General features: G+C 68.3%; 15 protein-coding genes. 13 read left to right on the top strand and 2 right to left on the bottom strand.

Annotation, left to right across the window (positions count from 1 at the left end; translation table 11 throughout):
* The first annotated feature begins 101 nt into the window (after window positions 1-101).
* The 5 genes from ACFWAY_RS13675 (at window position 102) to ACFWAY_RS13655 (ending at window position 5,518) form a co-directional block, all read left to right on the top strand.
* Complete coding sequence (locus tag ACFWAY_RS13675; protein WP_378510946.1) at window positions 102-980, top strand: AMP-binding protein; 879 nt, start codon at window positions 102-104, stop codon at window positions 978-980.
* A 358-nt stretch (window positions 981-1,338) separates the two neighbouring features.
* Window positions 1,339-1,998, top strand: coding sequence for a TetR/AcrR family transcriptional regulator (locus ACFWAY_RS13670; RefSeq protein ID WP_378450324.1), 660 nt, complete (start codon window positions 1,339-1,341; stop codon window positions 1,996-1,998).
* A gap of 29 nt (window positions 1,999-2,027) precedes the next feature.
* Complete coding sequence (locus tag ACFWAY_RS13665) at window positions 2,028-3,218, top strand: hemerythrin domain-containing protein (RefSeq protein ID WP_378510945.1); 1,191 nt, start codon at window positions 2,028-2,030, stop codon at window positions 3,216-3,218.
* 11 nt (window positions 3,219-3,229) lie between these two features.
* The gene (locus ACFWAY_RS13660) at window positions 3,230-4,318 is read left to right on the top strand and encodes a DUF2332 domain-containing protein (RefSeq protein WP_378510944.1); all 1,089 of its coding nucleotides are present in this window, start codon (window positions 3,230-3,232) and stop codon (window positions 4,316-4,318) included.
* A gap of 903 nt (window positions 4,319-5,221) precedes the next feature.
* On the top strand, window positions 5,222-5,518 hold the full coding sequence (locus tag ACFWAY_RS13655) for an MTH1187 family thiamine-binding protein (protein WP_378510943.1): 297 nt from the start codon (window positions 5,222-5,224) through the stop codon (window positions 5,516-5,518).
* A gap of 7 nt (window positions 5,519-5,525) precedes the next feature.
* On the opposite strand, the gene ACFWAY_RS13650 is transcribed toward ACFWAY_RS13655, so the two are convergent.
* On the bottom strand, window positions 5,526-6,488 hold the full coding sequence (locus ACFWAY_RS13650; RefSeq protein ID WP_378510942.1) for a helix-turn-helix transcriptional regulator: 963 nt from the start codon (window positions 6,486-6,488) through the stop codon (window positions 5,526-5,528).
* Window positions 6,489-6,575: 87 nt separating this feature from the next.
* Between ACFWAY_RS13650 and ACFWAY_RS13645 the strand changes: the two genes are divergently transcribed.
* The 4 genes from ACFWAY_RS13645 to ACFWAY_RS13630 all read left to right on the top strand — a co-directional run bounded on the left by ACFWAY_RS13645 (window position 6,576) and on the right by ACFWAY_RS13630 (window position 9,525).
* Window positions 6,576-6,992 (top strand): VOC family protein, encoded by a 417-nt coding sequence (locus ACFWAY_RS13645; protein ID WP_378510941.1) that lies wholly within the window; start codon window positions 6,576-6,578, stop codon window positions 6,990-6,992.
* On the top strand, window positions 6,992-7,597 hold the full coding sequence (locus ACFWAY_RS13640) for a YdeI family protein (protein WP_378450330.1): 606 nt from the start codon (window positions 6,992-6,994) through the stop codon (window positions 7,595-7,597). Before ACFWAY_RS13645 ends, ACFWAY_RS13640 begins: the two co-directional genes overlap by 1 nt.
* 49 nt (window positions 7,598-7,646) lie before the next feature.
* Window positions 7,647-8,204, top strand: a complete 558-nt coding sequence (locus ACFWAY_RS13635; protein ID WP_378510940.1) for a DinB family protein — start codon at window positions 7,647-7,649, stop codon at window positions 8,202-8,204.
* A gap of 64 nt (window positions 8,205-8,268) precedes the next feature.
* Window positions 8,269-9,525 carry a serine hydrolase domain-containing protein gene (locus ACFWAY_RS13630; protein ID WP_378450332.1) on the top strand — a complete coding sequence of 419 codons (1,257 nt, stop codon included), beginning with the start codon at window positions 8,269-8,271 and terminating at the stop codon, window positions 9,523-9,525.
* Here the strand turns inward: ACFWAY_RS13630 and ACFWAY_RS13625 are convergent.
* Window positions 9,522-9,917, bottom strand: a complete 396-nt coding sequence (locus tag ACFWAY_RS13625) for an SRPBCC family protein (protein WP_378510939.1) — start codon at window positions 9,915-9,917, stop codon at window positions 9,522-9,524. The two genes, ACFWAY_RS13630 and ACFWAY_RS13625, sit on opposite strands and share 4 nt — an antisense overlap.
* Window positions 9,918-10,073: 156 nt before the next feature.
* Here ACFWAY_RS13625 and ACFWAY_RS13620 point away from each other — a divergent pair, with 156 nt between their 5' ends.
* From ACFWAY_RS13620 to ACFWAY_RS13605, 4 genes are all read left to right on the top strand, one after another.
* Window positions 10,074-10,745 (top strand): HemK2/MTQ2 family protein methyltransferase, encoded by a 672-nt coding sequence (locus tag ACFWAY_RS13620; protein WP_378510938.1) that lies wholly within the window; start codon window positions 10,074-10,076, stop codon window positions 10,743-10,745.
* A 69-nt stretch (window positions 10,746-10,814) separates the two neighbouring features.
* Window positions 10,815-10,943 carry a hypothetical protein gene (locus tag ACFWAY_RS13615; protein ID WP_378450335.1) on the top strand — a complete coding sequence of 43 codons (129 nt, stop codon included), beginning with the start codon at window positions 10,815-10,817 and terminating at the stop codon, window positions 10,941-10,943.
* A gap of 73 nt (window positions 10,944-11,016) precedes the next feature.
* Window positions 11,017-12,363 carry a M16 family metallopeptidase gene (locus tag ACFWAY_RS13610; RefSeq protein ID WP_378450336.1) on the top strand — a complete coding sequence of 449 codons (1,347 nt, stop codon included), beginning with the start codon at window positions 11,017-11,019 and terminating at the stop codon, window positions 12,361-12,363.
* Window positions 12,364-12,397: 34 nt separating this feature from the next.
* Window positions 12,398-13,504 carry a zinc-binding dehydrogenase gene (locus tag ACFWAY_RS13605; RefSeq protein ID WP_378450337.1) on the top strand — a complete coding sequence of 369 codons (1,107 nt, stop codon included), beginning with the start codon at window positions 12,398-12,400 and terminating at the stop codon, window positions 13,502-13,504.
* Window positions 13,505-13,507: the final 3 nt, after the last annotated feature.

Below are 13,507 nucleotides of genomic sequence, written 5' to 3'. Positions count from 1 at the left end.
CGAGCACGCGGCGACCGCGACAACAACCGCGCTGCCGGTGTTCGTGCGGCGCAGTCCACGAAGACCGCGTCATCCCCTCCGGCGCGGTCGACCTGGAGCAGGTGGATCCCGACCACGTGCGCCTGCCCGCCTGGTACCGGGCGAACCCGGGGTGCGCCGGCGACGTCGCGTTCGTACTCTTCGGCGGGGTGGGGGAGCAGACCCGCGCCGATCTGATCACCAACGGGCGGTGGGTGATCTCCGCATTGGCAGCCTCGACCGCGTGCGCGTTGACCCCGGGCGACACGATCTACTCGAGCAGCCCGCTGCACCACCCGACCGGCCTACTGCTGGCGACGGCCGCCGCAACCGCGTCCGGTGCCCGCGTGGCACTGATCGACGAGTTCGACCCGGAGACGTTCTGGTCTCAGGTGCGCCGGTACCGGGCCACGGTGGTGACCTATACCCGGGACATGCTCGAGCCGCTGGTCGACGCGCCGGAGCGAATCCGGAAGAACCACCCCATTCGGCTCTTCGTGGGCTCGGCGATGCCGGCCGACCTGTGGCGGCGGGTCAGTGACCGGTTCGAATCGATCGGCGTGCTGGAGATGTACGCCTCGACGCGTTCGGACGCCATCCTCGGCAATGTCAGCGGCCGCAAGATCGGTTCGGTGGGCAAACCGCTGCCGGGGACGCCACGAGTGTGCGTCGTCGAGATGGAGGACGGCCGGATCCGCACCGGCGAGGACGGCTACGCGGTGCCTGCCCGGCCCGGAGAGGTCGGCCAACTGCTCGTCGACGCCTCGGGGAAGATATTCGCCGGCAACGACATCGCGCTGCGCGGTGTGTTCGGCGGGGACGACGAGTGGATGGCCACCGGCGACCTGTTTCGCGTCGACCGGGACGGTGACTTCTGGTTCGTGACCTCGATGCCCGGCGTCACCGAACAGCCCGACGTGTGCCTCCTCGAACTCGGGACGGTGGAGGCTGCCACCAGCTGAACCCTCCGTAGTGCGACCTGAACGAGGGCGCCCGAATGACTCCGGCTGTGCGGTGTGGTGGCGTTTCACCTGGGCATCCAGCGCCAGAGCCGACCCGTCGGTTCGACTGAGACCGCCTGAGCGCCGGCGCTGACGGCAGGCGTCCAGGATCTGGATCGGCCCCACCGCGCGAGCGACGGCTCGCTCCCGCCTCGCCTATCTCGCCGGCGGGCGACGCACCCGGCCGGTCGCGGTTCTCCGACCGGCCACAGTGTGCGGGAAGGGGTGCTCCCTGAACGTGTTCGGGTCGGGACGGGCCGGGCCCGAAAATCCCTTGAACAGTGTTGTATTGAAAACTCATGCGTTCTAGAATGGGGGTATGGCAACGGTCGAGTACGACTCGGCGGAGCCGGGCGGATCGGGGACCCGCCGGTACCGCTCTCCGCTGCGTCGGATGCAGGCAGCTCAGACCCGGGCGGTCGTACTCGAGGCCGCCACCAGGTTGTTCGCCGAGCACGGCTGGGTCGGCACCGGCATGAGGGATGTCGCGCGGGCCTCGGCGGTTTCAGTCGAAACCGTCTACACGACGTTCGGATCCAAGGCCCACCTGTTGAAGGCGGCGCTGGAGGTCGCGATCGTCGGCGATGACGCTCAGGTGCCGTTGGCCGACCGGCCCGTCTACACGGCGATCGGTACAGGGCGCACGACCGGCGACCGCACCGAGACGGGTGCGCGCATGATCGCCAGGATCAACGAGCGCATCTACCGCCTGGCCGTGGCAATCCGCCAGGGTGCGACGGCGGATGCCACGCTCGCAGCGGTGGCCGCCGACCTGGAGGGGCAGCGCAGGCGCTCGGTCGCCGACGTCGCAAACCTCATCATGGGCCGTCACGCCGATACCGGTCAGGTCGACGAACTGTGGGTCCAGACCGGCGACCAGGTCTACGCCCTGCTCGTGGACGAATGCGGTTGGAGTCGCGTCCGCTACGAGTCATGGTTGATCGACCGCATCGAAGAAATCCTCGACCGTCCGGTGTGACACACGGGCGCCATTGTCTGGAGTAGGTCATGACAACCGACACTCTGCCGCCCGCCGACACTCGGATCATGCGCATCGTCCACAGCGCGCTGCGCCGCGATATCGCTCGCGCCGCGCAGGTGCTGCGCACAGCACCTCCGCCCGCGCAGACCCAGCGGGTCGCCCTCGCCGATCATCTCGTGTGGATGATGCATTTCCTGTACCTGCACCACAGCGGAGAGGACCGTGGGCTCTGGCCGCTGGTCCGTGAATTGAACCCGGCCGCCGGAGCACTGCTCGACGCGATGGACGCGGACCACGCGCGAATCGGCCCCGAGATGGAGCACGTCACCGCTGCGGCAACCGAATATCGTGCGCATCCGGCTGCCCGAGAAGACCTTTCGCATTCCCTCATCGCTCTCGAACAGGTTCTGTTGCCGCATCTGCAGCGCGAAGAGGACGAGATGATGCCTGTCGTCGCCCGCACCCTGACCCGTCGTCAGTGGGATGACGTGGAGCAGCAGGTGTTCATCGCCTCGAAGACCAAGCGGGAGCTGGGGGTCGAAGCTCACTGGATTGTCGACGGTGTCGATCGGGAAGACTACGACGTCACCGTCGGCAAAGTCGATCCCGCGACCCGGTTCATGCTGATCCATACGTTCAAACGACCATATCGGCGGGCATGCGCCGCCCGGTGGGGCGCCGATCTGGACGTGAGCGCGCGGCTTCACCGGCCACCCCGCACCGAGGGCTCGGCAGAACTGTGGATCGACGTCCCGGCTCGGCAGCTGTACGACGCGGTCGCCGACGTCACCCGTATCAGCGAACGCAGCCCCGAGTGCCGCAGCTGCGCATGGCTACCGGGACGGCCGCCGGGGAGCGTGGGCGCCCGATTCCGGGGGCACAACCGCGCACATCACATGCGCTGGTCCCGGGTCTGCGAGGTGACCGCCGCCGATCCGGGCAGGAAGTTCGAATTCCACACGGTGTCGGATCGGCGCAACCCGCTGTACCACGACTCGACCACCTGGTCATACACCTTCAGAGCGGACGGCGACAGGACACGGGTGACGCACTCGTATCGGATCGACGTACTGCCGTACCGCCCGCTGCTCTCGCTCTACTCACGCCTGCAGCCGCAGCACCGGGACATGCGGCCGCAGATACGGCAGAATCTGGAGGCGCTGCGACGGCAGGCGCTCGCCGGCACGCCGACCGGGCCCCTGCCCCGAACGGCTTGATGTGATGCCAGGTGACTGCAGGAAGCGCCGTATTCGTGGGTAGGGCCCGCACACTCGCTCAGGTGTACCGACGCTTCGGTGAGGTCGACGCCGCCGACACGTCGCCGCTGTACGAGCGGGTCGCCGTCGCCCTGAGTGAATCCGACGAGGCGCTGCGCGCCATCGAGGCGGCGCCGGCGCGCAAGCGGCACCCCACGGTGATCCTCGCCGCGCTGCACGACCTCGCCCTCTCGGGACGCGCCCCGGCGCTGGCCGCGGCCTTTGCCGCGGCGGACGGCGACGCTGCCGCCGCTGCGGCGATCGACACGCTGCTGCGAATGACCGACTCGGTCGTGGCCCTTGCCGTGCGTCGGAAGATGCGGGCCAACGAGACCGGACGCTGCGCCGTGCTGTATCCGGCCATTGCCGAGGCGGCGCGCCGGGTCGGCGCGAATTCGGTGGGGCTGATCGACGTGGACTGTTCGGCCGGGCTCAATCTCAATGTCGATCGCGTGGGCATCACGTACGGCAACGGACAGTCGCTGGGCGACCCGTCCTCTCCCGTGCAGCTGTCGGCGTCGATCGTGGGGGACAGGCCCGTCCCGACGCGGGCAATGCCCGAGGTGGTCGCCCGGGTCGGCGTCGACCTCGATCCGGTCGACGTGACCGACGCGGATGAGGCCCGATGGTTGCGCGCCTGCCTGTGGCCGGATCAGCCGGAGCGGACCGCGAGGCTCGAGGCGGAGATGGCGTTGGCGGCGACAGGCCCTCCGCTGCTGCTGCACGGTGACGCCGTCGAGGTGATGCCGGACGCCGTCGCCCGTGTGCCCCCGGACGCCCTGCCTGTCGTCACCACGACGTGGGCGCTGTCGCGCTTCCCGCTCGAGAACCGGCTGCGCTTCCTGCACCGCCTCGACGAAGCGGCGGCCGGCCGGCCGGTGGCGTGGGTGTCAGCGGAGGGAGTCGGAGTCGCGCCGACGATACCGACACTTGGCGATCGCCGCGCCTCCGGCCACAGCATCATCGGTTTGGCAGTGTTCGACGGGTCGGCTCTGCACGCCGAGGCCATCGGCCGCTGCTGGTCTCAGGGGCGCTTGCTGGCGTGGCTGGCAGACTCCTGACGGAGTGCCCGGCGCCGGCAACGATGTGGGGATCGTCCGGGTCGAATCCTGATCGCACGATCGCCGCTCACCGGCGAAGCACGGAGGTCGGCGTCGTCTCCCGAGGTCGGCGAATTTACTCGCTGTGATCGGCGGGTGGGGCGTCAGTGTTGCGGTGAGTCAGGCTGTGGTCGGCCAGGGTCGGGCGTGTGTCGGCGGGTGAGGATTTTCTCGCTTCGCTACTGTCGCAGCCGCGCGCTTCGCCGGAGACTTGTTGCTCCCAGTACGAATCCGATCGTGCCCGTGATGCCCACGGAACTCCCATGCGATGTCCTCTCTGTGCGCGTGGTGGAGGAGATCGCGCTTCCCGTCACGTCAGATCGCGCGATTGGCGGCCTGTCTTGCCACTGCCGAGCCGTGTCTTTCCTTTGTACGCCTCAGCAGTGAGGTCCGTCGTGCCCAGCGGACCGGGTCGGTGACCTCGCGGCTCGCCTACTGGGCGAATTGGAAGTATCGGCCGGCGCTCGAGCTCACGTTCGTTGCCTTATCCGGATTTGCGGGGTAGACCTGAGGTACGGACCACGGCAGACCAAGGTTGGACCGGAAGAGAAGATTCCACCTCTCGGTCGTGGCGCCCAGCACGAGTTGTAGGCACCCACGCAAAAGCACGGCCCACTAACTGGGCTCAGCGCGGTGGGCTTGCGTCAGACGGGGGGATGTCTGACGCCGAGGCCACATTTCACCCCGCGCAACCATGCAGCTTGGTAACCAGACGTTCGTGCTCGCGGGCGGCGCCCCCTTGATCAGGGGCGCCGCCCGACGTGTGTCTGTGGAACGACCTGTTCGGGTGGGCGATCGGGGTGCAGCGGAAACCTGGACGAGGTGATTCGATGGTGCCCATCGATCCACAGAGAAGGAGAGCGCATGCTGGTGGCATTCAGTGTCAGCCCGATGGGCGGGGATTCCGACAGCGTCGGTGCAGCGGTCGCCGCTGCCGTGCGGGTGGTCCGCGAGTCGGGGCTGTCCAATGAGACCACGTCGATGTTCACTACCGTCGAGGGTGAGTGGGACGAGGTGATGGCCGTCGTGAAGCGTGCGACGGACGTTCTGCTGGAACAGTTTCCGCGGGTCAGTCTGGTTCTCAAAGCGGATATCCGGCCGGGGCGCAGTGATCAGCTGCGAGCGAAGGTCGAGTCGGTCGAGCGCTACCTGACCGACTGAGGCTCGGTCATGCGCCCTCACCGTGTTCGCCGGCGTAGTTGCGGGCGAGTTCCGCGCCGATCCGGGCGAGCTCGGCCCGGACCGATCGCGGTTCGAGCACCTCGACCGTCGCACCCCAGCCGGCGAGGTTCCGGGCGATATCCAACGGGGTCGGTGCGGCGAGCCGGACCCGGGCGCGACCGTCGTCGTCCGCACCGTCCGTGTGGCAGTGCCGCCCGAACTGATCGCGCAGTATCGGCACGAACCTGGCGTCGATGAGCACGGTCGCCCAGATCGTCGAGCGCCGCTGTTCCACCTCGCCGACCACGTCTTCCCACGCCGCGGCGAGTGTGAAGTCGTCGGGGCGCTCGGCGGGCTGCTCCGTCGATTCGGCGTGGACGATCCGGTCGACTCGGAAGGTCCGCTGCCCCCGTTCGGTCCCGGCCAGGAGATACCAGATATCGTCCTTGTCGACGAGACCCCACGGATCGACCAGCCGCTCGGACCGTTGCCGGGCGCTGTTCGTATAGGTCAGGCGCACTTTCCGCCGCCGGATCACGGCGGCCTGCAGCAGGTCGACCATCTCGGGCCTGCGGCGATCGCGCTCGCCCCACCGGGTGGGATCGATCATGGTGGCACTGGCGGCGGCCTCGGCATCGGCCCGGAAGGTCTGCGGCAGTGCCCGAACGAGTTTGCGCAGCGCCGCCTTGGCCTCGCCCGAGACAGCGGCGGCCGGGCCGACCAGCAGGAACAGGGCCTGCGCCTCGGTCGCGGACAACCCGCTGAGGTCGGTGCGAGCGCCGCCCACGAGCGACCACCCGCCGCCGCGCCCGGACTGCGGGTAGACGGGGATGCCCGCAGCGGACAGCGCCTCCAGGTCACGGCGAGCGGTGGCGACGGACACTTCGAGTTCGTCGGCCACTTCGGCGGCGGTCACCCGACCCCGGGACTGCATCAGCAGGAGGGTCGCGACGAGTCGGTCAGCGCGCATGTCTCGAGTCTCCCCCGGAAAGTGCTCAATTGGTGAGCACTTTGAGTCGGAGGATGGGTGTTGTCACCGACCGAGGAGGAACCACCCATGTTGCGAGGACTCACCACCGTCAACTTCTCCGCCGACGACCTCACGGCCGCCCAGACCTGGTACACCGAACTACTCGGAGTCGAGCCGTACTTCGTGCGCTCGGTGGAGGGGGCGCCCGCCTACATCGAGTTCCGGATCGGCGACTACCAGCACGAACTCGGCATCATCGACAGCCGGTTCGCGGCGCCCGACCGGTCATGCGGAGCCGAGAACACGATGACCTACTGGCACGTCGACGATCTGGAGGCGAGCGTCGAGCGGCTGCTGTCGCTGGGTGCCACCCTGCACGGAAAGCCGGTCGAACACGGGCCGGGATTCGTCACCGCGTCCGTGGCCGACCCGTTCGGGAACATCCTCGGCGTGATGTTCAATCAGCACTACCTGGACATTCTGGCTGCGAAGGCAGGCGCCTGATGGACACCCACGACGTGAACACCGTCGTCGCTCGCACGACCGCCCAGTGGCGTGCCTGGCTTTCGGAGAATTCCCGGACCGAGAACGAGGTCTGGCTGATCATCCACCACAAGGACAGCGAAACGCCGGGCGTGCGATACCACGAGGCGATCGAGCAGGCCCTGTGCTTCGGGTGGATCGACGGCCTGCACCGCAGACGGGACACCGACAGTTCTCAACTGCGTTTCACCCCGCGCACCCCGCGCAGCATCTGGAGCCGGGTGAACCGGCGGCGCGCGGCGGACATGATCGAGCAGGGACTGATGACCGAGCACGGTTATGCCGCCATCGATCTGGCCAAGGCCAAGGGCACCTGGGAGAACATGGCGAATGGGGACAGCGCGGTCGTCCCCGGCGATCTGCGGGCAGCGTTCGGGCGAAACGACGCTGCACGCGCGAACTTCGAAAAGTTTCCGCCGTCTTCGACACGGTTGATCCTGGAGTGGATAGCGTCAGCCAGGAAGCCGGACACGAGGCAGCGGCGGATCGAGCGGACGGTCACGCTGGCGGCGATGAACCTCCGGGCCAATCATCCGGGGGTCCGGGTCCCGGACGGTGTGCGGTAGCCGTCGCGGGACCGGTGTCCGATCGGCGACAGGGGAGACGGGAGACGACATGGACTGGCCGCACGAACTCGCCGATCAGCTCGGCTGGCACTGGGAGCAGCAGTTGCGTCCCCGGCTGGAGGGGCTGACCGACGAGGAGTATTTCTGGGAACCCGCGCCGGACGGCTGGAGTGTTCGCCCGCGCGGCGAGTCGCAGGCGCCGGTTCAGGCCGGAACTGGCGCGTTCACTATCGACTTCGCGTTTCCCGAACCGGACCCGCCACCGGTCACCACCATCGCGTGGCGGCTCGGGCACGTGATCGTCGGCGTCTTCGGCATGCGGATCGCCAGTCACTTCGGCGGGCCGCCGGTCGACTATCAGACGTTCGACTACGCCGGCACCGCGGCTGAGGCGCTTGCACGACTCGACGACAACTATGCGGCCTGGTCTGCAGGTGTCCGAAGCCTCGGAGTCGAGGGTTTCGCCCGGCCGTGCGGCCCGAGCGAGGGACCGTTCGCGGATTATTCGATGGCGGCATTGGTGTTGCACATCAACCGGGAGGTCATCCATCACGGCGCCGAGGTGGCGCTGCTCCGCGATCTCTATCTGCACCGGCCGATACCCTGACCGGAATCCGGGTCGGCTCCACAGGTTTCACTCCCGGGGCCGCCCGGATCTGCGAAGCTCGGGTATGGCACCGAATCGGCGGGTTCTCCTGTTGGTGTGCGTCCTCGCTCTCCTGGCCGCGTGCACGTCGAACACCTCGTCCTCCGATTCGTCCTCTTCTGACGCGAGCAGCGGTTCTGCCGTCGCGGCGGCGGATCCGGCGCAGGCCGACGTCGTGATGAAGATCGTGCGCGACACCATGGCGGAGAGCCACCTGAAGGCGGTGATCGTGCGCGTCACGGTCGACGGCAAGGAAATCGTCACCCAGGCGGTCGGGGAGTCGATGACCGGGGTGCCGGCGACCACCGACATGCACTTCCGCAACGGAGCCGTCGCCATCTCCTACGTCTCCACGTTGCTGCTCCAACTCGTCGACGAGAAGAAGGTGAGTCTCGACGACACGGTGTCGAAGTGGTTGCCCGACGTTCCGAACGCCGACCGCGTGACGCTCCGACAGCTCGCCCAGATGACGTCGGGCTACGTCGACTACGTCATCGGCAACACCGAATTCGCCGACGCCCTCTACGCGGAGCCGTTCCGCAACTGGACGCCTGAGGAACTCTTGGCGTTCGCGACGTCCAAGCCTCTCCTCTACGAACCCGGGACCAATTGGAACTACGCCCACACCAACTACGTCATCCTCGGGTTGGCTCTCGAGAAGATCACCGGTCAGCCGATGACGAAACTCATGCAGGACAAGGTGCTCGGTCCGCTCGGCCTCGACAACACCACGGATCCGGGGACGGCGGCGATCACCGAACCCGTCCTGCACGCGTTCTCGTCCGAGCGGCGTGAGGCCCTGCAGATCCCGCCCGGTGCACCGTTCTACGAGGAATCCACGTACTGGAACCCGTCGTGGACCATCACTCACGGAGCCATCCAGACCACGAACATCTACGATCTCCACGACACGGCTGTCGCCATCGGCACCGGTGAGCTGCTCTCGCCCGAGTCCTACGAGGCCATGGTGTCGACGGACCTGCGCGGCAAGACGACCGCGCTGCCCGGCTGCACCACCTGCTTTCCGCAATCGGAAAGCTACACCTACGGGCTCGGACTGCCGATCGTGGGCAACTGGCTGATGCAGAACCCGCTGTTCAGCGGATCCGCGGCGGCCGAGGCGTATCTGCCCTCGCAGAAGATCGCCATCGCCGTCGCCGTCACCTACGAGCAGGCCGCCTTCGACGACGCGGGGTCCTACAAGAACGAGGCGGACAGGCTGTTCCGGAAGATCGGCGCTCAACTCGCTCCGAACGACGCGCCGCCGATGGCCGTCGGCTAGCGTTCGCCCGCGACCCGGGCGAGTCGACGGACGAGAGTCCGCACCACCGGGCCGTAGGTCGCCGCGAGTATGGAGTCGAGGGGTCCGGAAGCGGACATCGTCATCGTGATCCGCGAGCCGGCACCGCGGGGTGCGACGGCGTGCTCGAGCGCCATCGGTCCCACCCGCCAGGTCCAGGAACGGCCCGGTGTCTTGGCCGAGATCGATGCGGGAACGGGCACGATCCAGAGCAGTCGCGCCGCTCCACGCCGGCCGGCCTGAATTTCGGGGGATCCGAGACCCCACGCGCCGCGAACGTGCGGCGCCCACTCGGGCCAGCGTGAGGGCCGAGAGATGAGCGCCCACGCGACGTCCACCGAGGCGTCGGAATCAGCTGAGAAGGAATGCGGCACGGCGAAGGAATACCCGGTTTCGACCCCGGCAGACACCGCAGATGCGGCTCGGGGAGGGGGCGGACGTGAACACCGGGTGAATTGGCCCGTGTCGAGTTGCATGTAACTCGGGGTACTGGCCACGCTTGTGGGGAACGGCGAGGGAGGGAGCCGATCATGCTCGTTCGTCTACCCGGGGTGTATCGGCCCCAGCGTGACACCTGGCTGCTCGCCGAGGTGCTGGCGGCCCGAGATCTCGGACCGGGCACCCGTGTGCTCGATCTCTGCTGTGGCACAGGGGCGTTGAGTCTCGAGGCGTGCGCGGCGGGAGCGGGGTGGGTGACGGCGGTCGACGTGTCACGCCGGGCCGCGATCAGTACGTGGCTCAACGCCAAACTGAACCGCCGGACGATCCGCGTCGTGAGGGGCGACCTGGTGGACTCCGTCCGGACGCTTCGCTTCGACGTGGTCGTGGCCAACCCGCCCTACGCGCCGGCGACGGACGACGGCAGGCCGGGCCGGGTGCTCGCGCGGGCATGGGATGCCGGCGTCGACGGGCGCGCCGTGCTCGATCGGATCTGCAGCGAGGCCCCGGACCTTCTCGCCCCCGGCGGCACCCTGCTCCTCGTCCAGTCGACGCTCAACGGAGTGGACAAGACGCGGGCGATGCTGGAGGAACGGGGACTGCGGGTGGACGTGGTCGCGTCGGAGGACGTGCCGTTCGGTCCCGCTCTCTCGTCCCGCACGAGGATGCTGGAGGCGCGGGAGATGATCCGGCCGGGCCAGCGCACCGAGCGCATCGCGGTGCTGGCCGCGGCCGACCTCCGGTCCGGCGACGCCCTACGCTGACCCGCCGACGGCGTCCGCGTTTCCGGAGGTTTGTCCGAGTTGCCACGATCTCGTGGCAACTGCGATTCCATGGATGGGGTGCTGCTGCTCGTCTTCGGATTCTTCCTCGGTGTCGCGGGAACGGTCGGCTACCGCAGCCGCGACGTCGCCCGGAACGGCGAGCTGATCGGCTCGCAACCACATCGTCGACGCTGGTGAACGACTGTCGGGTGCCGCGTGTAAAGTTTGCCGTTCGACGACGCCCAGCTTTCGAGGACTGCTGAACCACTACATGGCCAAGATCGATCGCAGCCGCACTGCCACACTGACCCAAGCGCCGACCCTCCACGAGCCGGATGCCGGCGTCCGGCGCACCGTGCTCCCGGGCGGGCTCCGGGTGGTCACCGAATACGTTCCCGGTGTCCGATCCGCGTCCGTGGGCGTCTGGGTGGGTGTCGGATCGCGTGACGAGCAGCCCACCGTTGCGGGGGCCGCGCACTTCCTCGAGCACCTCTTGTTCAAGGCCACGCCGTCGCGCAGCGCCCTCGACATCGCGCAGGTGATGGACGGCGTCGGCGGCGAGCTCAACGCGTTCACGTCCAAGGAACACACCTGCTTCTACGCGCACGTGCTCGACGACGACCTGCCCCTCGCCATCGACCTCGTCAGTGACGTCGTCCTGCGGGGCCGCTGCCGGTCCTCCGACGTCGACGTGGAACGGCAGGTGGTCCTCGAAGAGATCTCGATGCGCGACGACGACCCGGAAGACCTCCTCGGCGACGCGTTCCTGACCGCGCTCTACGGCGACCATCCCGTCGGCAGGCCCGTCATCGGCAGCATCGAATCGATCGAATCGATGACTCGCACCCAACTCCATTCGTTCCACGTGCGGCGCTACACACCGCCGCGCATGGTGGTGGCCGTCGCCGGCAACGTGGAGCACGAACCGACGGTCGAGCTGGTCCGGCGTGCGTTCGCCGGGCACCTCGAATCGGCGTCCGAACCCGCCCCACGACGCGCGGGCACCCTGCGCCTGCGGACGGAGCCGACACTCAGCCTGACCAACAGGGACAGCGAACAGGTCCACCTCTCCCTCGGGGTGCGCGCGTTCGGGCGGCACGAGTCGCACCGCTGGGCGCTGTCGGTGCTCAACGCCGCGGTCGGTGGCGGACTCAGTTCCCGGCTCTTCCAGGAAGTGCGGGAGATCCGGGGCCTCGCGTATTCCGTGTACTCGGGCATCGACACGTTCTCCGACACGGGTGCGTTCTCGATCTACGCCGGGTGCCAGCCCGAGAACCTCGGCGAGGTCACCACGGTGATCCGGGAGGTGCTGTCGAACGTGGCCGCCGAAGGCATCACCGACGCCGAGTGCGCCCGCGCCAAGGGATCGCTGCGGGGCGGACTGGTTCTGGGACTGGAGGATTCGGGTTCCCGGATGCACCGCATCGGTCGCAGCGAGCTCAACTACGGCAATCACCGCAGCATCACCGAAACCTTGAGCAAGATCGACGCGGTCACCACCGACGAGGTGCGCGAAGTCGCCAGAGTCCTGCTGCAGCGCCCGTTCGGCGCCGCCGTCGTCGGACCGTATCGTCGCAAGCGTGACCTGCCGGCCTCGGTGCGCGGCATCGTCCGGTAACGAGGATTCGCCGAAACAAGAGGAGAAGCCCGAGATGAAGATCCGTGGAGCGGTACTCGAGGAGATCGGGAGAACACGCCCGTTCGCCGAGTCGGCACCGATCACGATCTCCGAACTCGACCTCGACGAGCCCGGCGAGGGCGAGATCCTCGTCCGGATCGAGGCGGCGGGCCTGTGCCATTCCGACCTGTCCGTCGTCGACGGCAACCGGGTGCGCCCGGTCCCGATGCTGCTCGGGCACGAGGCTGCGGGGCGGATCACCCAGCTCGGCGCCGGCGTCGACGACGTCGCGGTCGGACAGCGTGTGGTCATGACGTTCCTCCCTCGCTGCGGTGAATGTGAAGGCTGCGCCACCGACGGCCGCATGCCGTGCGTCCCGGGGACCAGTGCGAACAACGACGGAACCCTGCTCGACGGGGGAGCGCGACTGCACCGCGGCGACGACGCCGTGCACCACCACCTCGGGGTGTCTGGATTCGCGACGCACGCGGTCGTCAACCGCCGCTCGGTCGTTCCCGTCGGCGACGACGTTCCCGCGGATGTGGCGGCGGTGCTCGGATGCGCGGTCCTCACCGGTGGCGGTGCCGTCCTCAACGCCGGCGACCCGCAACCCGGCCAGGCCGTGATGGTCGTCGGGCTCGGCGGGGTGGGGATGGCCGCGATCCTGACGGCGGTCTCCCGGGGTGCCGGCGAGGTCATCGGCGTCGACGCCGTTCCCGAGAAGCTGCAGACCGCACGTGAACTCGGCGCGACGGCCGTCTACACCCCGGCGGAGCTCGAGGAAGCCGGTGTCCGGGCACCCATCGTCATCGAGGCGGCCGGGAATGCGCGTGCATTCGAATCGGCTGTTCGCGCAACCGCTCCCGGTGGCAAGACGATCACCGTCGGATTGCCGTCCCCCGACGCGCGGTCGTCGATCTCCCCGCTCACCCTGGTGGCCGAGGCCCGCACGATCATCGGCAGCTACCTCGGGTCGGCGGTGCCGTCCCGGGACATCCCGATCTACGAGGACCTCTGGCGCGACGGGAAGCTTCCCGTGGAGAAACTCATCTCCTCCCGCATCACGCTCGACGACATCAACCGCGGCATGGACGAACTCGCCGACGGCAAGGCGATCCGGCAGATCATCGTGTTCGACTGATCG

It is taken from the genome of Rhodococcus sp. NPDC059968, from assembly GCF_042738615.1.
Taxonomy (GTDB): Bacteria; Actinomycetota; Actinomycetes; order Mycobacteriales; family Mycobacteriaceae; genus Rhodococcus_F.
The sequence above is the reverse complement of the archived record's forward strand: the minus strand, read 5'-3'. Positions and strand labels throughout refer to the sequence as shown.